Origin of the sequence: Chachezhania sediminis (assembly GCF_009765275.1) — a bacterium.
In the GTDB taxonomy this organism is placed as follows: domain Bacteria; phylum Pseudomonadota; class Alphaproteobacteria; order Rhodobacterales; family Rhodobacteraceae; genus Chachezhania; species Chachezhania sediminis.
The window spans coordinates 594,890-613,558 of sequence record NZ_VOPH01000002.1 but is presented as its reverse complement, the minus strand read 5'-3'; the positions used below and the strand labels follow the sequence as shown (position 1 = coordinate 613,558).

Sequence of the window (18,669 nt, the reverse complement as noted above, 5' to 3'; positions counted from 1 at the left end):
CATTCAGTTCATGTGCCTGACGTTTCGATGGGGATCCGTGCACCGGATCCGTCCTAGCTGCCGTCCGACCGTTCTCCGATCCGGCCGCTGCGCAGATCTCCGGGATCCCATCAGCGGTTCAGTTCTGCATTCCCTGCCAGACCTTCGCCGCCACTGCACCGCGGACGGCCACCGGTCAATACCCTTCGCCAAACTTGTCCGAGACAAGCGCCTCGAGCGCATCGGCCAGGGCGTCGGCCTCTGGCCCATCCGTTTGAACGTCAATAGTCGTTCCCTTGGAGGCTGCCAACATCAAAAGTCCCATTATGCTGTCGCCCGACGTCGACATACCGTCGCGGCACACCTTTGCCGTGGCATCAAACCGCTCGACCACCTCGACCAGCTTGGCCGAGGCCCGCGCATGCAGTCCTTTTTCGTTGACGATCTTCAGCGTCCGATTCGCCATTCTGTCCCCTCTCCTCCCCCAATCGGGCACCCGGTTTTCCCCGGTTTTCGCCCTGTTGAGGTCCGGCACGCCTCCCCGCGGCCGGCCCCGTGCAGACCGCGGCTTCAATCGTCGCGGATATCCTGAGAATTTATGTACTTGCGACCGGCCTCCAGGGCACCGGCCACCGCCTGGGATACAGGCAGACGGCGGCTCTTGGCCAGCTTGATCAGCATGGGCAGATTGGCGCCATAGACAATGCGCCGGTTGTCGGGCGCACAGGCCCGAAGCGAAAGGTTCGACGGCGACCCGCCGAACAGATCCGTCACCAGGATCACGCCATCGCCTTCGTCGACAAGGTCCGCGGCCTCGCAGATTTCGGACTGCTTGGCCAGGCGGTCATGGTCCGGTTCGATGGAAATCGCGCGCATGCCTGTCTGGGGCCCAACGACGTGTTGGACCGCGGCGAGGTATTCCTGCGCCAACCCGCCATGTGCAACGATGACGATGCCGATCACCCTGCCTATCCGTTCTGCCGGCGCTCTAGTTCCCGGTGCCTAATTGACACCTGTCTTCCGTCAGCCGCAAGGGCCTTCGCCAGCGCTTCGGCGAGGGTGACGGAACGATGTTGCCCGCCGGTACACCCGAAGGCAATCGACAGGTGCGATTTTCCCTCCTCCTGGAAGGCGGGCAGCAGCATCCGGGACATGTCCAGCACGCGGTCGAAGAACCCGTCATAGCGGGCGTCGCCCATCACGTGGTCCTTCACCGCCTGGTCCCGCCCGTCCAGCTCGCGCAGCGCGGCGTTCCAGTAGGGGTTCCGCAGGAAGCGGCAGTCGAAGACCATGTCGACCCCCCTGGGCAAGCCCCGCTTGTAGGAAAAGGACTGGACCGAAAGCGCCAGCATGCCCTCGTCGCCGGTGGCGAACCAGGTCTTCAGTTCGTCCCGCAGCTGGTGAACGTTCAGCTCGGACGTGTCGATCAGGATGTCCGCCCGTTCCCGCAGGGGCGCCAGAAGGTCCAGTTCCCGCCGGATGCCCAGTTCCGGCGTCTCGCCCGGGGCCATCGGGTGGCGACGGCGGGTTTCGGAATAGCGGCGCAGCAGAACCTCGGGCGCGCAGTCGAGGTAAAGAAGTGTCGCCTCGGTCCCCGCCACCGCGCGCAGTTCGACGATCAGGTCCTGCAGCGCCGTGGTCGCGAAATCCCGGTTGCGCGTGTCGATGCCCAGCGCGATGGGCTGCACCGGGCGGACCGGACCGTCGAACAGGCGCGGCAGAAGGCCCAGCGGCATGTTGTCGATCGCCTCGAAGCCCAGGTCTTCCAGGACGTTGATCGCCGTCGACCGGCCGGCCCCCGCGGGTCCCGTCACCAGGACGAGTTTCGAGCTGGACATGGACAAGGTCGTCGTCATTCCTCGCGTCTCCCCCAGGCGATGTAGTGCAGAATGGCTGACGGAAAATGGGCGCTGTCCACCTTGTGAAGCAAGGGCACAGATTGCCCCACGACTGTGCGATGGCGCACCGGCGGCAGCCTGTCGGTCTCGGTCCGGTCCAGGTCCACGACCAGTCGGACCGGCGCCCGGTCCACCACGGGCGCATTCAGGATGCCGACGCCCCGCGCCTCGATCAGGCCACGGATCGTCGGCGGTGCGGAGGCCACGATTTCCTTGCCGTCAACGGTCAGCACCGTCCGGTCGTCGGCCACGAGCCGCGCGCCCAGGGCCATCAGCGACAGGCCAAGCCCGGACTTGCCCGACCCGGAGGCACCCAGGATCAGCACGGCGCCCTGGTCGAAGGCCACCGTGGTCGCATGGGCCACCTCCTGTCTGATCTCGTCGGTCATCGTGCCGGCCTCCCCCGCGCAACCTAGCGCAAGTCGGGCCGCCGGCCCCTGCGGCGCGAAGGCCCGATCCGCCGGCCCGATCCGTGGACCATCCCATGGCCCATCCCATTGCCTGTCCCCGGGCCTAGCCCGCGGGCAGGCCCACCACGAACCGCGCCCCCATCGGGCCGGAACCGATATCGGCGTCGGTGGGGCGGATGTTTTCCGCCCAGATCACGCCACCATGCGCCTCGACGATCTGCTTGGAAATGGCCAGGCCCAGCCCGGAATTATTGCCGAAATGCTGGGGCGGGCGCTGGGAATAGAAGCGCTTGAAGATGTTCGACAGCGCCTCCTCCGGGATGCCGGGGCCGGTGTCCTCGATCACGACCAACACGCGGTTCTGGCGGCGACGGACCCAGACGCGAAGCGCATCGCCTTCCTCGCAGAAGGAAATGGCGTTCGCGATCAGGTTGACGAAGACCTGCGCCAGCCGCGCCTCCAGCCCGTGAATGCGGATCGGTTCCGACGGCAGGTCGGTGAAATAGTCGATGCCCTTCGTGCCCGCGTCCTCGGCCAGGTAGGCATTCAGATTGCCCAGCATCCGCAGCAGGTCGAATTCCCGCTGGTCTTCCTTCACCAGTTCCGCGTCCAGCCGCGACGCATTCGAAATGTCGCTGACCAACCGGTCCAGCCGGCGCACATCGTGTTCGATCACGGCCAGCAACTGGTCGCGCTGCCGGTCGTCGCGGACCATGCGCAGGGTGCCCACGGCGGAATGCAGGCTGGCCAGCGGGTTCTTGATTTCGTGCGCGACATCGGCGGCGAACTGTTCGTTGGCATCGATCCGGTCGTAAAGCGCGCCCACCATGCCCCGCAGGGCCGCCGACAGGCGCCCGATCTCGTCCCGGCGGGCCGACAGGTCGGGGATGCGGATGCGGCCGGGCCTGCGCCGCCGCCGGTCGTGATCGCGTCCCAACTCTGCCGCCTCGGCCAGGGCGGCCAGCGGGTTCGAGATGGTGGACGCCAGCGCGAGGCTGAGCCCGACCGACACCAGCAGGGCCACGATGAACATCCGCAGCACCCGTTGCCGTTCCACCCGGACCAGCGCATCGATTTCCCCGGTCGGGCTGATCACGGCCACGGCCCCGACATGGCCCGTGCCGCCGCGGATCGGAACGACGCTGGCGATCACCCGGCCGCGATCGGTTTCCAGCCCCATCCCGATCTGGGAATCGCTGGGCAGCGCCCGGTCCACCATGCGCCGCAACTGCGTATCTAGCGACAGATGGGCCCCGGGCCCCTGCGGGCGCGACAGCACGGACCAGAGACCCGACACCGCCCGGTCCAGACCGTCCGGCGCAAGAATGCCCTCTGCCCCCGGATCGGCCCTGCCCCGAAGGCCCGCGCCCCGGGTCTGGCCCATGAGTTGCCGGTCCGTGTCGTAGACGAAGACATCCAGCCCCTCCCGCAGGGTCAGGTCCTGCAGGGCCGCCGCCATGGTCGCACCGTCGACCTTTGCCCGGCCGTCTGGCCTGATCCCGCCGGGAGGGGCCAACCGGGCCTCGATCACGTTGGCGATCAGCTGCGCCTCGCCGGTCAGGCGCCTTGCATGGAATTGCACCAGCCCCTCGCGCGAGGCATTCAGGTAGAGGATCCCCGCCACAAGCACGTTCAGCGCGATCAGGTTCAGCGTCACGATCCGTCGCGTCAGCGGCGAGATATGCAGGCTAAAGATCCGGCGTCTTTCCGGCCTCTCTGTCCCGGCGTCCCCTGCCGCATCTTCGGCCCCCGCCTTGTCGCCAGTGTCGCCGGCTCTCCTGTCGTCCGCAGTGCCGCCGACCGGCGCCGGCCCGGCCTGGTCCGGATCGGCGGACATATCGGCATAGCCCGCCAAGGCGCTAGGCCCCGGTATAGCGGTATCCGATTCCGTAAAGCGTCTCGATCGCCGAGAAGGTGGCATCGACCGTCCGGAGTTTTTTGCGCAGCCGCTTGATGTGGCTGTCAATGGTCCGGTCGTCGACATAGACTTGGTCGTCATAGGCGACATCCATCAGCTGATCGCGGCTCTTGACGAAGCCGGGACGCTGGGCCAGGGCCTGAAGCAACAGGAATTCGGTGACGGTCAGCGACACGTCCGCGCCCTTCCAGCTGACGGCGTGGCGTGCCGGGTCCATCCGCAGGTCGCCCCGTTCCAGCACCGGGCCCGCCACTGCCTCCTGCCCCTCGCCGATCAGGGTGTCCTGCCGGCGCAGCAGGGCGCGGATCCGTTCCACCAGCAGCCGCTGCGAGAACGGCTTCTTCACATAGTCGTCGGCCCCCATCCGCAGGCCCAACACCTCGTCGATCTCGTCATCCTTCGAGGTCAGCAGGATCACCGGCATCCGGGATTTCTGCCGCAGCCGCTGCAGCAGGTCCATTCCGTCCATGCGGGGCATCTTGATGTCCAGCACGGCCATGTCCGGCAGCCGCCGGCTGAACGCATCCAGCGCGGCCTGCCCGTCATTGAATGTCTCGACCTCGAAACCCTCGGCCTCGAGCGTCATGGCGACAGATGTCAGGATATTCCTGTCATCGTCGACCAGCGCGATCTTCGACATGACCCTTGCCCCTTGACCATAGACGTCATCGATCCGGCCCGCCTGCCCCCGGGATCCGGCCAATCCGATATTTTTTGGCGCCTTCCTGCGCGGTTGCCCAATTTTTGCCCGATACCGGTGTTTTGCCTTTGCGAATCAATCTCGCCGCCGGGCTTCGGTCCCAGTTTCGTCGCGATATCGCCAAGAAAGTGTTACATTTTTCGCAAGGACCTGAAGGTCGACACGGATTTTCCCGGGTCGGGACACGGAGGATGGGCAAGGTTTCGCCACCCGCACCGGGCCGTTCCGGGTGGTTGCGCTAACCTGCGAAGTGGTGGCGCTAACTGCGAAAAACCGTCCTGTTCATGGCCGGAGACGACATGTTATGCAGCCGTCTATCGGTCCCCGCACCGCCATTTTGGCGGGAGGAGGAGTAGGACCGACATGTCCCCGCGACACGTAAATACGCCGGCACAGGAGACGACGCGCATGACATCCGGACGGGTCAACCCGAATTTCCGCCTTGAAGACCAGGGCATCGAAGGGATCGGAACGGTCCACTACAACCTGATCGAGCCGGCGCTGATGCAGGCCGCGGTCAAACGCGGCGAAGGCCAGATCGGCAAGGGCGGCACATTCCTCGTGACCACCGGCAAGTACACCGGCCGGTCGCCCAAGGACAAACACGTCGTCAAGACCGAAGGCGTCGCCGACAAGATCTGGTGGGACAACAACGCCCCGATGGAACCGGCCGCCTTCGACGTGCTCGAAGCCGACATGCTGGAGCATATGAAGGGCGGCGAATATTTCGTGCAGGACCTGGTGGGCGGTGCCGATCCGACCTGCTCGATCAAGGTCCGCATGGTGACCGAACTCGCCTGGCACGGCCTGTTCATCCGACACCTGCTGCGCCGCCCGGACCGGGCCGAGCTGGACGATTTCGTGGCGGATTTCACGATCATCAACTGCCCCGACTTCAAGGCCGATCCGGCCAAGCACGGCTGCCGCACCGATACCGTGATCGCGCTGAACTTCGACAAGAAGATGATCCTGATCGGCGGCACCGAATACGCTGGCGAGAACAAGAAGTCGGTGTTCACCCTGCTGAACTACCTGCTGCCGGAACAGGGCATCATGCCGATGCACTGCTCGGCCAACCACGCCATCGGCAACCCGGTCGACACCGCCGTCTTCTTCGGCCTGTCGGGCACCGGCAAGACCACGCTGTCGGCCGACCCCAAGCGCACGCTGATCGGCGACGACGAACACGGATGGTCCGACCGCGGCACCTTCAACTTCGAAGGCGGCTGCTATGCCAAGACGATCTCGCTCTCGGCCAAGGCCGAGCCCGAGATCTATGCCACGACCCAGAAGTTCGGCACCGTGATCGAGAACATGGTCTTCGACGAGGAAACCTTCGATCTCGACTTCGAGGACGACTCGCTGACGGCCAACATGCGGTGCGCCTATCCGCTGGAGTACATCTCGAACGCATCGGACACCGGCCTTGGCGGGCATCCGAAGAACATCATCATGCTGACCTGCGACGCCTTCGGGGTCCTGCCCCCGATCGCACGGCTGACGCCGGCGCAGGCGATGTACCACTTCCTGTCGGGCTTCACCTCGAAGGTGGCCGGGACCGAACGCGGCGTGACCGAGCCGGAACCCACCTTCTCGACCTGCTTCGGCGCGCCCTTCATGCCGCGTCGCCCGGAAGTCTACGGCAACCTGCTGCGCGACAAGATCGCGACCCATGGCGCGACCTGCTGGCTGGTGAACACCGGTTGGACCGGCGGCGCCTACGGCACCGGCTCGCGCATGCCGATCCGCGCCACCCGCGCCCTGCTGACCGCGGCGCTGGACGGGTCGCTGTCCGAGGCCGAGTTCCGCAAGGACCCGAACTTCGGTTTCGAGGTTCCGGTGGCAGTCCAGGGCGTGGCCGAGGTCCTGCTGGACCCGCGCCGCACCTGGGAAGACAAGTCGGCCTATGACGCGCAGGCGGCCAAGCTGGTGCAGATGTTCGCGGACAATTTCGAACAATATGTCCCCTACATCGACGACGACGTGAAGGCCGTCGCCATCGGCTGACGCCGCACCCTTCGTCAAAGATCATGCACCCGGCCACCTGGCCGGGTGTTTTCGTTTCGTCCCTTGCAGGTCGGGGGCTCTGCGCCCGCCCGCCCTTTGGGCGGACACCCCCGGGGATATTTGAAGACCAAAGAAGTCAGAAGCGCGCGTCCGGCTTCTTCTTTTCAAAAATACTCCCGCCGGAGGCGGTCCGGCCTCTGCAAGATGACGCGGCTGGAACTCTGATTAGTGCGGGGTTCACCCCGCCGCGCCCCTGAAACGCAGCCCCCCGAGCCGAAGCCCGGGGGTCCCATGGATCGTCGTTCGTCCGGCTTTCGGCGGGCGTCAGCCCAGCAGACGCCGGGCGATGACCTGGGCCTGGATCTCGGCCGCGCCTTCGAAGATGTTCAGGATGCGCGCGTCGCACAGGACACGGCTGATCTTGTATTCCATCGCGAAGCCGTTGCCGCCGTGGATCTGCAGTGCGTTGTCCGCCGCCGCCCAGGCCACGCGCGCGCCCAGAAGCTTGGCCATGCCGGCCTCCAGATCGCAGCGCCGGTCCTGGTCCTTCTCGGCCGCCGAGAAATAGGTCAGCTGGCGCGCGATCATGATCTCAACCGCCATCATCGCCAGTTTGCTCGACACCCGCGGGAACTCGATCAGCGCCTTGTTAAAGGCTTTGCGTTCCTGCGCGTATTGCAGGCCCAGGTCCAGCGCCGCCTGGGCCACGCCGATGGCGCGGGCCGCGGTCTGGATGCGGGCGCTTTCGAAGGTCTGCATCAGCTGCTTGAAGCCCTGGCCTTCGGCCCCGCCCAGAAGGTTCTCGCCCTTCACCTTGAAGCGGTCGAAGCCCAGTTCGTATTCCTTCATGCCGCGGTAGCCGATCACCTCGATCTCGCCGCCGGTCATGCCTTCGGTCGGGAACGGATCCTCGTCGGTGCCGGGCGTCTTTTCCGCCAGGAACATGGACAGGCCGCGGTGGTCCTTGGACGCCGGATCGGTGCGGGCCAGCACCGTCATCACATGGGTCCGGGCCGCGTGGGTGATCCAGGTCTTGTTGCCGGTGATGTAATAATCGTCGCCTTCCTTCACCGCCCGCGTCCGCAACTGGGCCAGATCCGAACCGGTGTTGGGCTCGGTGAAGACAGCCGTCGGCAGGATCTCTCCGCTGGCGATCAGCGGCAGCCACTTTTCCTTCTGTTCGTCGGTGCCGCCACCCAGGATCAGCTCGGCCGCGATTTCGGACCGCGTTGCCAGCGAGCCAACGCCGATATAGCCGCGCGACAGTTCTTCCGACACGACGCACATCGATGCCTTGCCCAACCCCAGACCGCCCAGGTTTTCCGGGATGGTCAGACCGAAGACACCCATTTCCGACAGTTCCTCGATGGTCTCCATCGGGATCAGCTCGTCCTTCAGGTGCCATTCATGGGCGAAGGGCTCGACCTTCTCCACCGCGTAACGGCGGAACTGTTCGCGGATCATCTCCAGCTCTTCGTCGAGGCCGGTATTCCCGAAGGTGGTATTGGCGCTCTGTTCGACCAGCAGTTCGACCAGCCGCGCACGCGCGGCCTGGGTGTTGCCCCGGGCGATCAGCGTCTCGACCGCGGGCACGGCCAGGGCACCCAGATCCGACTGGGCCAGACCCATGTCCTGCGGGCGCACGATCTCGCCCTGGTTCATGGCGATGCCGCCCGCGATCTGCGCCAGGTATTCCCCGAAGGCGATCTGCAGCAGCAGCTGTTCCGCCTCGCCGAACTTGCCCATGCCGGACAGGCGGTCGGCCCAGGCCTGCATCTGACGCAGGCTTTCGACATAAGTGGCCAGCCATGCCAGCCCGTGAGTCGCGGTCTGTTCCGCCTCGACCCGCGCGACAGAGACCCGGCCCTCGACGCTGACCTCCTCTTTCAGTCTTGCAGTTGCAGCATCCAGAATCGCCTCGGCCGGCGCGACAGCCGCGCGGGTCAGCTCGATCAGATCGGGAAGCGCCGGATCGCCGGCAGAAAGAGTTACGTCCTGTCCGTCATGGGCCATGAATCACATCCTTTGTTCATCACGTTGGACCTAAGCATTTCGCAGGTGCAGCGCAACATAAACACAACCCGCAACGCAAATGCGAATTATAGTTGCGCGCTCTATTCGCTTGCACTTGGCCGCGGCGATGCTCCAATGGAAGGCATGACCGGACTTCTCGACCTCATCACTCCGCTGCAAATCGTCATGGCTTTCGGCATCGCGCTTCTGGCCGGGCTGATCAAGGGCATGGTAGGCTTTGCCATGCCGATGATCATGATCTCGGGCCTGACGCTGTTCCTTCCGCCCGAGCTGGCACTGGCGGGCCTGCTGCTGCCGACGGTGGCAACCAATGCGTTGCAGGCGCTGCGGCAGGGGCCGGCGGCAGCCTGGTCCTCGGTCGGGCGGTTCCGGGTGTTCCTGATCGTGGGCGGGATCTTCCTGTTTCTCAGCGCGCAGCTGGTGACCGTCCTGTCGGTGCAGGCGCTGCTGCTGTTGATCGGCGTCCCGATTTCCTTCTTCGCGCTGATCCAGCTTCTGGGGCTGCGCTTCTCGCTGGACGAACCCAAGGCCTGGATCGAGGCTGCGATCGGCGGGATCGCCGGTTTCATCGGCGGCCTGTCGGGGGTCTGGGGGCCGCCGACGGTGCTGTACCTGACGGCGCTGAACACGCCGAAATCGGACCAGGTGCGGATCCAGGGCGTGATCTACGGTCTGGGCGCCGTGGCGCTGCTGATCGCACATATCGGGTCGGGCGTGCTGCGCTGGGCCACGCTGCCGCTGTCCATCGCGTTGCTGGCACCTGCGCTGGCGGGCATGTGGATCGGCGGGCGCATCCATGACAGGATCGAACAGGAGACCTTCCGCAAGATCACGCTTGTCGTGCTGACGGTGGCGGGCTTCAACCTCGTGCGTCGCGGATTGATCGGATAGACCATGTACAAGTTTTTTCCCGCCCTGGGCCTTGCCTGCATCCTGACCGCCGGAGCGGCCTTTGCCGACGACCTGACCGGCAAGACCTGGGTCCTTCAGGCCCTGAACGGCGAAGCCTTCCCGCCGTCCGAGGCGACGCTGATCTTCGGCGACGACGGCCGCATCAGCGGCGCGGCACCCTGCAACCAGTACAGTGCCAAACTTCAGTCGCAGCCTCCCGCCTTCCAGGTCGGTCCGATCGCCTCGACCCGCATGGCCTGCCCGGAGATGCAGGAGGAGACGGCGTTCTTCAACGCCCTGGGCGTCGTGACGTCGATGACCCTCGATGGCAACAACATGGTCCTGAACGGGCCCGACGATTTCTCGATGGTCTTCGGGGCCCGGCCCGGGGTCGACTGACCCGCTTCGGCGTTTGAGCGGACCCGGCCGGTTTCAGGACCGCGCCGACCGCCGGCTGAACAGGTCGACGAAGCGCGCGCGCGCCTCCGGCAACGGCTTGTTGCCCAACGCCGGGGCGACGCGGTGTTCCAGGAAATGGCCGGTGGTGCGGAAGGCCTCGGCAATCTCGGCATCCCCGGCGTCGCCTTCGCCGCGCAGGATCGGCGGCAGGGGCAGCAGCCGGTCGGCCCAGTCGCCCGCCCCGGCCCGTGACACCGCCCGGCCGGTGCGGGGCGAGACATAGGCCAGCCCTTCGGTCGCGCCGGTTACCGCGCAGGCGGTCAGGTCCAGACCGAACCCCAGTTCCTCCAGCAAAGCCAGCTCCCAGCGCAGATAGGCCAGCGGCCACAGGTCGTCATTGCCCAGCAGATCCAATAGCGGTTCGGTCCGGGCATAAAGCGCGGGATGGACCTCGCGTTCCGGCAGGGTGAAGGCCAGAAGCGCCGTCACCGCGTTCAAGCCTGCCAGCGCCAGCCTGCCCGACAGGGCGGCCGCCGCACGGCTGCGCTGGGGTTCGACCGTGTAGGTGCCAATATGGTCTTCAAGCCGCGCGCGCCAGCTGACGTCCAGCTGGGCCCCGGGCTGCAGCAGGGGCGACAGGCGGCGGCCCGCGCCTCCCGGCACCACGCCCGCGTGGCGGCCGTGGCTTTCGGTGAAGACATCGATGATTGCAGCCGCCTCGCCATGGCGGCGCACCGTCAGAAGGATGCCCGTGTCACGCCAGTCCACCGTCTACTCCCTGCCCGGCGCCCCATAGGGACGCGGGCAGGGGCCAAGGTCAACTCAGATCATGACCTCGATCAGGAACGGGCCCTTTTGCGCCGTGGCATAGGCCAGCTTGTCGGCCAGCGCCTCGGTCGTTTCCACGCGCGCGCCGTCGACGCCCATGCCCCGCGCCAGCGAGACCCAATCGATCGCCGGCTGGTCCAGGTCCAGCATCCGCTGGGCGTTGCGGCCCGGCGTGCCGGCACCCACGGCCGCCAGTTCGCCCTGAAGGATGGCATAGCGGCGGTTCGACAGCAGGATGACGACGACGTCCAGGTTTTCGCGCGCCATCGTCCAAAGCGCCTGGTTCGTGTACATCGCGCTGCCATCCGCCTGTAGGGCAAAGACCTTGCGGTCCGGGCAGGCCACTGCCGCGCCCACGGCCAGCGGCAGGCCTTCCCCGATGGCGCCACCAGTCAGTTGCAGATGGGTATGCGGCGCGGCACCGTGGGTATGGGCAAAGAGGTCCCGGCCCGAAGTGACGGATTCGTCGCACAGGATCGCGTTGTCGGGCAGCGCCCGTCCCACGGCAATCGCCAGGCTCAGCGGCGTGATCGCGCCGGTCGGCAGGTCCGCCATCGGCTCGGGTGCAGATGCGGGCGCGGGTGCGACACCCAGCGTGTCCGCCAGCTGCGCCAGGGCCGCGCGCGTATCGTCTTCGGGCGCGGCCAGTGTGGTGACGGCACAGTCCGGCGGCAGGATCGAAGACGGCTTGCCCGGATAGGCAAAGAAGGCGACCGGGGCCGCAGCTCCGACCAGGATCACCTGCCGGACCTTGGCAAAGCGCTTCACCGCGATGTCGACGACATAGGGCACACGTTCCAGCGGGTGACGGCCCGTTCCCCGTTCCAGCCGGGCATTCGCCTGCTGGCCCAGCACCTCGGCCCCCGTCGCCGCGGCGATGGCAAAGGCATGGTCCAGCGCCCCCGGCTGCAGCGCATCTCCCGACAGCAGAAGGACGGTTGCCGAACCTTCAGCGCGCAGCGCCGCGGCCGCAGCCGCGACCCGGCTGGCATCCGGGGCCGCCGGCGCCCGCAGGTCGGCCTTCACCGGGCGATAGACGGTCGGATCGGTCCAGGCCGCGTCCGCCGGCAGAATCAGGGTCGTCACGCCCCCCGGCGGGCGCTGCGCCTCGGCAATCGCCTCGGCCGTTGCGGTGGCCACGTCGTCGGCCCCGGCGATCCGGCGCACGAAACGCGACATCGGCCGGGCCAGCCCCTCGATATCCGAGGTCAGCGGCGCATCGAAGGGCAGGTGGTAGGACGCATGGTCCCCAACCACGTTCACCATCGGCGTATTGGCGCGGCGCGCATTGTGCATGTTGGCCAGCGCATTCGCCAGGCCGGGCCCCGTGTGCAGCAGCGTCGCCGCCGGCTTCCCCGTCATGCGGGCATAGCCGTCGGCCGCCCCCGTCACCACGCCCTCGAACAGGCCCAGCACACAGCGCATGTCCAGCTTGCGGTCCAGCGCGGCCACGAAGTGCATCTCGGACGTGCCGGGATTGGCAAAGCAGACATCGACATCATTCAGCAGCAGCGTATCGCACAGCAGATCGGCCCCGTTCGGCATGGCCTCTTCCTCCAGTTCGTTAACCAATGTGTTCTGACACGGCCGCGGCCCTGCCGAAAGCCTTCATCTGCCCGCGCGCGGCGTAGCCCGGGCGGGCACGAGGGCGGCACCCGCCCCCGACCGTTCCGCCCGGTTCCGATCCGCACTGCCGCGGGCGCAATCCCGCGACACGGCACGAAAGCCGGTGCATGTCGTCCCGGAAAGGCATTAGACTTTGCCGCAGCGCCCGCCGCGAAGGAGTCGGACCTTGCCGCTGAAACATGTCAAACCGGCCCTGCCCCATATCCGGCGCGCGGTCTGGTTGGCGCTGGGCTTCGTGGCCCTGGGGCTGGGAATACTGGGCGTCGCCCTGCCGGTCCTGCCGACGACGCCCTTCGTGATCCTGGCGGCCTTCTGCTTTGGCAAGGGCTCTCCGCGCCTTCGGCAATGGCTGGTCGATCACCACATCTTCGGCAAGCTGATCACCGACTGGGAAAAATACGGCGCCATCGCGCCAAGATCCAAGGCGCTGGCCTGCACCATGATGGGCGCCGTCTTCCTGCTCAGCCTGGTCATGGGCCTGAAATGGTGGATCCTGCTGATCCAGGGCATCTGCCTGGGCGGCGCCGCGACCTTCGTGCTGACCAGGCCAAACGGCCCGGGAGACACCGCATAGTGCGGGGTTTACCCCGCCGCGCGGCCTGACCGGGGACGGTAGGTAAACCCCGTCCTACACTGCAACACCGCAACACCGCCGGGGCGGTCCCGCGGGGTGCGTGGTCCCCACGCACGGCACCGCCTATTCGTCTTCGTCGTCGTCCTCGTCGTCGAATCCGTCATCCCCGAAGAACGGCGTCATCTGGGCCACGATCACCGAATTCTCGGCCAGGGCACGGTCCATCAGCGCGCGCTCTTCCTCGTCGATCTCGTGGCCCTGCGCCTCGCGCTCGGCCAGCGTGCCGTATCCGGTCACGTCCAGGGGTGCTGTGTCGGCCTGTTTCAGGATCGCCACCGTCTCGCGCACCGCCTCGGCCTCGTCCACGCCCGAGGCATAGACCATCAGCGCCGCGCCTGTCGCCCCTTCGGGCAGGCCATCGCCGGCCTTGCGGCCCAGTTGTACCAGCAGGGTAAAGACCTCCTGCGGACGTTTCACCTTCTCGGACATCTCTCGCCCCATCCTTGCGCGCCCCCGCCGTACAGGATTTGGACTGCCCGCGGAAGGGCCGGAAAGGGCATGTCCCCGACCAGGCAGGTTCAAGGCAATGGGATTTTGATCGATTGGTCAAAATTGGCGATGATCACGAATGGCCGGCGCAATGGGAAAGGTCCCGTTAGAATTTTTATCGCCTGGTCAAATTTTGGAATACGGCGTTCCGCCGGCACAGTGGACTCTTGACCAGATGGTAAAAATAATTGCGCAGTCCGCGCCGGCCTCAGTCTTCGACCCCCAGCAGCGCGGGCCAGGCGGGGGCGCCAAGACGGGACAGCACCTCGATATGGCGCAGCGCAGGGATGCCGAATTCCTTCGGTTTCAGCTCACGATAGGCCGCGCGGCCCGGGGCGAAGGCATCGGCAAAGCGGCGGACGGACACCGGCGGGGCGACCACGTCGTCGGACATGGTGAACAGGCGGATTTCCGGGCCGGAACGGGCGAAGTCCGGTTCCGGCAGGCTGCGGCCGACATCTGAATAGAAAAACTCGCGTCGCACGCACCAGCGGCGCCATTGCCAGTAGACGCCCGCCGGCAGGTCCGCCCCGAACAAGATCCTACGGCCCGGCAGATAACCGGCAATCGTCGTCGCCAGCGGCCCGATCCCGAACCAGAACGCCATGACCAGCGGGCGATAGCTCCACGGATGGTCGGTCACGTGGACGCGTCCCGTTCCAACGGTCACAATCCGTTCGACCCGCGGGTCATAGTCGCGGAAGGCTGTGCCGAAGCCGCCCAGCGAATGGCCCAGGATCCACAAGGGCCCGTCCGGCGCGATGTCCGCCAGTGCCGCCTCGGCCGCGGCCTGGTCGCGCAGGATCCAGTCGGCGAAGGTCGTGTCGCTGTGCTTCAGCCTGCGGTGCAGCGACTCGCCGAAATCCCGGTAATCATAGGTCAGGACTCCGATGCCCTGCCCCGAGGCCCAGTCGGCAAAGCTGCGATAGAACCGCTGCGGCACGCCCGTCGCCCCGTGCAGGACAAGGTTCGCCCGGACGTCGCCTTCGGGCGGCATGTACCGGCCCGCCAGCCTGGCGCCTTCGGCCTCGATCTCGATCCTTTGCGTCCTGTCCGACATGGCGTGCAATCCTTCGCGACTCGCTGTAGACCGCATGGTCCAGGAAGACCGTAGACCATGTGGTCTACAGGGTGCAAAATGGACCTATGGTCACTTCGGAAAACAGAAACGCCCTGATCCGTGCCGCCGCGCTGCTGTTCCGGCAGAGGGGCTATCACGGCGTGGCCCTGGCCGAGATCCTGAAGGCCGCCGACCTGCCAAAGGGGTCGCTCTACTATCACTTCCCGGGGGGCAAGCGGGACCTGGCCACGCAGGCGACGCTGGCCGCCGGCCGGACGGTCGAGAAGATCGTCAACCGCGCCTTCGGGGACGCGGACAGTTTCGGTGCCGGCGCCGCGGCCTTCTGTGACGAGATCGCGGACTTCCTGCAACCCGGCAAGATGATCGAGGCCTGCCCGGTGGCCAGCGTCCTGCAGGCCTCGACGTCAGAGCCGGAGCTGCGCGAGGCGGCGCGACAGGTGCTGAAAAGCTGGGGCGAATGCCTGGTGATGCACGCGGCTCGGCTGGGTCATCCGACACCGCATGACGTGGCCGACCTGGTTCTGATGCAGATGGAAGGCGCCTGGCTGCTGGCCGTCGCCGAACAGAATGCCCGGCCCTTCGAACGGCTGGCACAGCTTTATCGCGCCGGATTGCGGGTCTGACCGCAGCCCGGGGGCACCGGCAGCGGCGGCCTGTTTCACGATCAATTTCACGGTCTGTTCGACAGTCTTCCGCCGGACCCAGGCCACCGCGCCCGGGCGGCCATCGCCTGTGCCCATGGCAGCGGCGTCATGGCGCCGGTGGACCGGTCACAAGCCCGGCCCGGCGGCATCTTACGGACGGTCCGCGTCGCACGCAGCGGACCGGTAATTGGCCGGCCCCGTCCCCGCATCTTGTCCGTCCGGTCGGCGGGCCCGCGACGGACCCGCCATCCGGCAATTCGGGATCAGTCCCGCAGCAGATCGTTGATGCCGGTTTTCGACCGGGTCTGCGCATCGACGCGTTTCACGATCACCGCGCAATAGAGGTTCACGCCGCCCGTCGACGGCATGGAGCCTGAGACGACCACCGAATAGGGCGGCACCTCGCCATACATGACCTCGCCCGTGGCGCGGTCGACGATCTTGGTCGACTGGCCCAGGAAGACACCCATGCCCAGGACGGAACCTTCGCGGACGATCACGCCCTCGACAACCTCGGACCGGGCACCGATGAAACAGTTGTCCTCGATGATCGTAGGACCGGCCTGCATCGGTTCCAGCACGCCGCCGATGCCGACGCCGCCCGACAGGTGCACGTTCTTGCCGATCTGCGCGCAGGACCCGACGGTGGCCCAGGTATCGACCATGGTGCCGCTGTCGACATAGGCGCCCAGGTTCACGAAGGACGGCATCAGCACCACGCCGGGGGCGATATAGGCCGACTTGCGCACGACGCAGTTCGGCACGGCGCGGAAGCCCGCGGCCTTCCACTGGTTGTCGCCCCAGCCCTTGAACTTGCTGTCGACCTTGTCCCACCAGGTGCCGTCCTGCGGCCCGCCGGTGTGGGGTTCCATGTCCTTGATCCGGAAGCCCAGCAGCACCGCCTTCTTGGCCCACTGGTTCACGTGCCAGGATCCGTCATCCTGCTTTTCAGCGACGCGCAGGGTGCCGCCGTCGAGCGCGTTCAGCGTGTCCTCGATGGCTTCGCGCATTTCGCCCGTGGTCGCGGGGGTGATGGTATCGCGCGCCTCCCAGGCGGCTTCGATGGCAGTTTCGAGCTGGGCGTTCGACATGGTTCACTCCCCTGGAAATCTACGGCAGATCTGCTTCGGCCCGGCTATAGAGCGCCGCGGGCCAACCGACAACCTGCTAAGACCTCATCCCTTCATGACCCGGTTGGGGTCGGTCAGGTGATAGCTGTCACGGGTTCTCACCCGGGAAAACCAGGCCGAAAGCATGGGACGGGCCGCCAGCAGCGCCGCGCCGTCGGGCGCCCGGGCCAGAAACCCGATCATCGGCGCCAGATGGCAGTCGGCCAACGTGATCCCGGCCCCGGTCAGGACCCGCCCTTCGGCCGCGATCCGCTCCAACACGTCCAGCACCCTGGCCGCACCGCCTAGCCCTTCGGCCAGGTCCGCCCTGTCCGCATCCCCAGAGTGATTGGCGCCATGGACGAAAACCTGCCGGACCATGGGCCAATAGCCGTAGCAATCGACCACGGCCTGCACCTGTACCATCCGCGCCGCGGCCAGCGGTTCGGCCGGCGTCAGCCGCCCGCCGGCGAAGCGACTGTCGAGATAGCGCAGGATCGCCGTCGTCTCGAAGATCCGGATGCCGTCATGGTCCAGCACCGGCACGCGGTTGAAGGGATGTTCAGGAACGGTCCCGCTGAAGGGATCGCAGGGAACCAACTCTGCCTGCACCCCGCATTCGGCCAGCGTCATCCGGGCGATCTGGCAATAGACGCTGGGCGGGTAGACATGCAGGCGAAGTGTCATCGGCCGGGCGCTCCCTTTCGCGACATCTGTCTCGGGCAAGCGCACCCTAGGTCGCGGAACGTCGGTCGAACAGCAAGAAGGGCAGCGGGCGGCCAGCGGAGCGGTCGCAGACCGGCCGGCATTTGTTGAAACGGCGGGGACGGGTCGGCCGCTGCCCGGCGGGCGGCCGGACGGGTCGGCAATCTTCTGTATCGGCTGTCACACCCCAAGCGGATCCGGCGCCGGATTGGCACCACAGACCAGAACGGCAACCTTCTCGCCCGGTTCGGGTACATAGGCCCCCGACATCAGCGCCGACAGCGCCGCGGCGCCTGCAGGCTCCACCAGTTGCCGCAATTGCTGCCACAGGGCCAGCTGGGCTGCGGCAATGGCATCGTCTTCCACCAGCACCGGAACCGCACCGTATTCGACCGCCAGATCGTAACAGATCGATCCGATCCGCCTGGCCCCCAGCGCATTGGCGGCGATGCCCGAGACCTCGACATCCACCGGCCCACCCGCTTCCAGCGCCGCGTTCAGCGCGCAGGAGGTGCGGGGTTCCACCGCCACCACCTTCCGTCGTCCTGCAAACCAGGCCAGCGCGCCACCGATCAGGCCGCCGCCCCCGACCGCGATCAGGACGGTGTCGGCCTCCAGCCCCTGTTCCTCCCACTCGCGGAAGCATGTCCCCTGCCCCGCGACCGTCGGCTGGGCGTCATAGGCGTGGATCTGCATCGCGCCGGTGCGGGCCTCGTGTTCCAGCGCCGCCTCCAGCGCGTCGGCATAGGCACCGGACACCACGGTCAGGTCGGCGCCGGCCCGTTCGATCAGTGCGATCTTCGACGCGCCCGCCATTTCCGGCACGAAGATCTTGGCCGGGTGACCCAGGCGCGAGGCCGCATAGGCCGCCGCCGCACCGTGGTTCCCGCCCGAGGCCGCGACGATCCCCGCCTCCGGCACATCCAGGCTGAGCAGCGTGTTGAACGCGCCACGGGCCTTGAAGCTGCCGGTATGCTGCATCTGTTCCAGCTTCAGCGCGACCGGCCGGTCCAGCCCGAAGCCGTCGAACTCCAGCACCGGCGTCCGCACCACATGGCCCCGGATCCGCGCTGCCGCGGCCTCGATCTCGTCCTGCCAGCCCATGTCGATGCTCCTGTCCGGTATCTGCCGGCGCGACCTTTGCCGCGGGCCGCGGCGGATGCAAGCCCATGGCACAAGCCCATGACACCGGCAGCCGCCGGTTGCGGATCCTTCGGATTTGGCGCATTTCTTGGCAGCCCCACCCTTGTTGCCGCTGATTTCGGCGATTTCACCCGGCGCGGCGGCGCCCTGACGGGATTGGGGGCCCGACCACGG

19 protein-coding genes are annotated in these 18,669 nt (G+C 66.8%); 5 read left to right on the top strand and 14 right to left on the bottom strand.

Annotated features, from left to right (window positions below):
- Positions 1 to 175: 175 nt before the first annotated feature.
- The 6 genes from FQK05_RS07850 to FQK05_RS07825 form a co-directional block, all read right to left on the bottom strand.
- Positions 176 to 445, bottom strand: a complete 270-nt coding sequence (locus tag FQK05_RS07850; protein WP_158965405.1) for an HPr family phosphocarrier protein — start codon at positions 443 to 445, stop codon at positions 176 to 178.
- A 104-nt stretch (positions 446 to 549) separates the two neighbouring features.
- Positions 550 to 942 (bottom strand): PTS sugar transporter subunit IIA, encoded by a 393-nt coding sequence (locus tag FQK05_RS07845; protein WP_158965403.1) that lies wholly within the window; start codon positions 940 to 942, stop codon positions 550 to 552.
- A 5-nt stretch (positions 943 to 947) separates the two neighbouring features.
- Positions 948 to 1,835: an RNase adapter RapZ gene (rapZ, locus tag FQK05_RS07840; protein ID WP_233270416.1), complete on the bottom strand. Its 888-nt coding sequence runs from the start codon at positions 1,833 to 1,835 to the stop codon at positions 948 to 950.
- On the bottom strand, positions 1,832 to 2,266 hold the full coding sequence (locus FQK05_RS07835) for an HPr kinase/phosphorylase (RefSeq protein ID WP_158965401.1): 435 nt from the start codon (positions 2,264 to 2,266) through the stop codon (positions 1,832 to 1,834). The genes rapZ and FQK05_RS07835 overlap by 4 nt, the downstream gene beginning before the upstream one ends.
- Before the next feature lie 124 nt (positions 2,267 to 2,390).
- Positions 2,391 to 4,124: a sensor histidine kinase gene (locus tag FQK05_RS07830; RefSeq protein ID WP_158965399.1), complete on the bottom strand. Its 1,734-nt coding sequence runs from the start codon at positions 4,122 to 4,124 to the stop codon at positions 2,391 to 2,393.
- 22 nt (positions 4,125 to 4,146) lie between these two features.
- Positions 4,147 to 4,845: a response regulator transcription factor gene (locus tag FQK05_RS07825; protein ID WP_158965397.1), complete on the bottom strand. Its 699-nt coding sequence runs from the start codon at positions 4,843 to 4,845 to the stop codon at positions 4,147 to 4,149.
- A gap of 468 nt (positions 4,846 to 5,313) precedes the next feature.
- Here FQK05_RS07825 and FQK05_RS07820 point away from each other — a divergent pair, with 468 nt between their 5' ends.
- Complete coding sequence (locus FQK05_RS07820) at positions 5,314 to 6,912, top strand: phosphoenolpyruvate carboxykinase (RefSeq protein WP_158965395.1); 1,599 nt, start codon at positions 5,314 to 5,316, stop codon at positions 6,910 to 6,912.
- 324 nt (positions 6,913 to 7,236) lie between these two features.
- On the opposite strand, the gene FQK05_RS07815 is transcribed toward FQK05_RS07820, so the two are convergent.
- Positions 7,237 to 8,925 carry an acyl-CoA dehydrogenase family protein gene (locus FQK05_RS07815; RefSeq protein ID WP_158965393.1) on the bottom strand — a complete coding sequence of 563 codons (1,689 nt, stop codon included), beginning with the start codon at positions 8,923 to 8,925 and terminating at the stop codon, positions 7,237 to 7,239.
- A gap of 144 nt (positions 8,926 to 9,069) precedes the next feature.
- On the opposite strand from FQK05_RS07815, the gene FQK05_RS07810 reads away from it, so the two are divergent.
- Both FQK05_RS07810 and FQK05_RS07805 read left to right on the top strand, forming a co-directional pair.
- Entirely contained in the window at positions 9,070 to 9,837 is a 768-nt protein-coding gene (locus tag FQK05_RS07810; protein ID WP_158965391.1) for a sulfite exporter TauE/SafE family protein, read from the top strand.
- Between the two features lie 3 nt (positions 9,838 to 9,840).
- A complete protein-coding gene (locus FQK05_RS07805) occupies positions 9,841 to 10,236 on the top strand; it encodes an META domain-containing protein (protein WP_158965389.1) in 396 nt (131 codons plus the stop codon).
- A gap of 33 nt (positions 10,237 to 10,269) precedes the next feature.
- On the opposite strand, the gene recO is transcribed toward FQK05_RS07805, so the two are convergent.
- Together recO and FQK05_RS07795 are read right to left on the bottom strand one after the other, a co-directional pair.
- Positions 10,270 to 11,004, bottom strand: coding sequence for a DNA repair protein RecO (gene recO, locus FQK05_RS07800; protein WP_158965387.1), 735 nt, complete (start codon positions 11,002 to 11,004; stop codon positions 10,270 to 10,272).
- A gap of 54 nt (positions 11,005 to 11,058) precedes the next feature.
- Positions 11,059 to 12,636, bottom strand: a complete 1,578-nt coding sequence (locus FQK05_RS07795) for an acetolactate synthase large subunit (protein ID WP_325063859.1) — start codon at positions 12,634 to 12,636, stop codon at positions 11,059 to 11,061.
- A gap of 220 nt (positions 12,637 to 12,856) precedes the next feature.
- Here FQK05_RS07795 and FQK05_RS07790 point away from each other — a divergent pair, with 220 nt between their 5' ends.
- Complete coding sequence (locus FQK05_RS07790) at positions 12,857 to 13,264, top strand: YbaN family protein (protein WP_233270415.1); 408 nt, start codon at positions 12,857 to 12,859, stop codon at positions 13,262 to 13,264.
- A gap of 123 nt (positions 13,265 to 13,387) precedes the next feature.
- On the opposite strand, the gene FQK05_RS07785 is transcribed toward FQK05_RS07790, so the two are convergent.
- Together FQK05_RS07785 and FQK05_RS07780 are read right to left on the bottom strand one after the other, a co-directional pair.
- Entirely contained in the window at positions 13,388 to 13,753 is a 366-nt protein-coding gene (locus FQK05_RS07785; protein ID WP_158965385.1) for a hypothetical protein, read from the bottom strand.
- A gap of 268 nt (positions 13,754 to 14,021) precedes the next feature.
- The gene (locus FQK05_RS07780) at positions 14,022 to 14,873 is read right to left on the bottom strand and encodes an alpha/beta hydrolase family protein (RefSeq protein WP_158965383.1); all 852 of its coding nucleotides are present in this window, start codon (positions 14,871 to 14,873) and stop codon (positions 14,022 to 14,024) included.
- 86 nt (positions 14,874 to 14,959) lie between these two features.
- Between FQK05_RS07780 and FQK05_RS07775 the strand changes: the two genes are divergently transcribed.
- Positions 14,960 to 15,517 (top strand): TetR/AcrR family transcriptional regulator, encoded by a 558-nt coding sequence (locus FQK05_RS07775; RefSeq protein WP_158965381.1) that lies wholly within the window; start codon positions 14,960 to 14,962, stop codon positions 15,515 to 15,517.
- 284 nt (positions 15,518 to 15,801) lie between these two features.
- Here FQK05_RS07775 and dapD read toward each other — a convergent pair whose 3' ends face one another.
- The 3 genes from dapD to FQK05_RS07760 all read right to left on the bottom strand — a co-directional run bounded on the left by dapD (position 15,802) and on the right by FQK05_RS07760 (position 18,456).
- Positions 15,802 to 16,629 (bottom strand): 2,3,4,5-tetrahydropyridine-2,6-dicarboxylate N-succinyltransferase, encoded by an 828-nt coding sequence (dapD, locus tag FQK05_RS07770; RefSeq protein WP_158965379.1) that lies wholly within the window; start codon positions 16,627 to 16,629, stop codon positions 15,802 to 15,804.
- A gap of 84 nt (positions 16,630 to 16,713) precedes the next feature.
- On the bottom strand, positions 16,714 to 17,334 hold the full coding sequence (locus tag FQK05_RS07765; protein WP_158965377.1) for a glutathione S-transferase family protein: 621 nt from the start codon (positions 17,332 to 17,334) through the stop codon (positions 16,714 to 16,716).
- A gap of 198 nt (positions 17,335 to 17,532) precedes the next feature.
- Positions 17,533 to 18,456, bottom strand: coding sequence for a threonine/serine dehydratase (locus tag FQK05_RS07760; protein WP_158965375.1), 924 nt, complete (start codon positions 18,454 to 18,456; stop codon positions 17,533 to 17,535).
- Positions 18,457 to 18,669 lie beyond the last annotated feature (213 nt).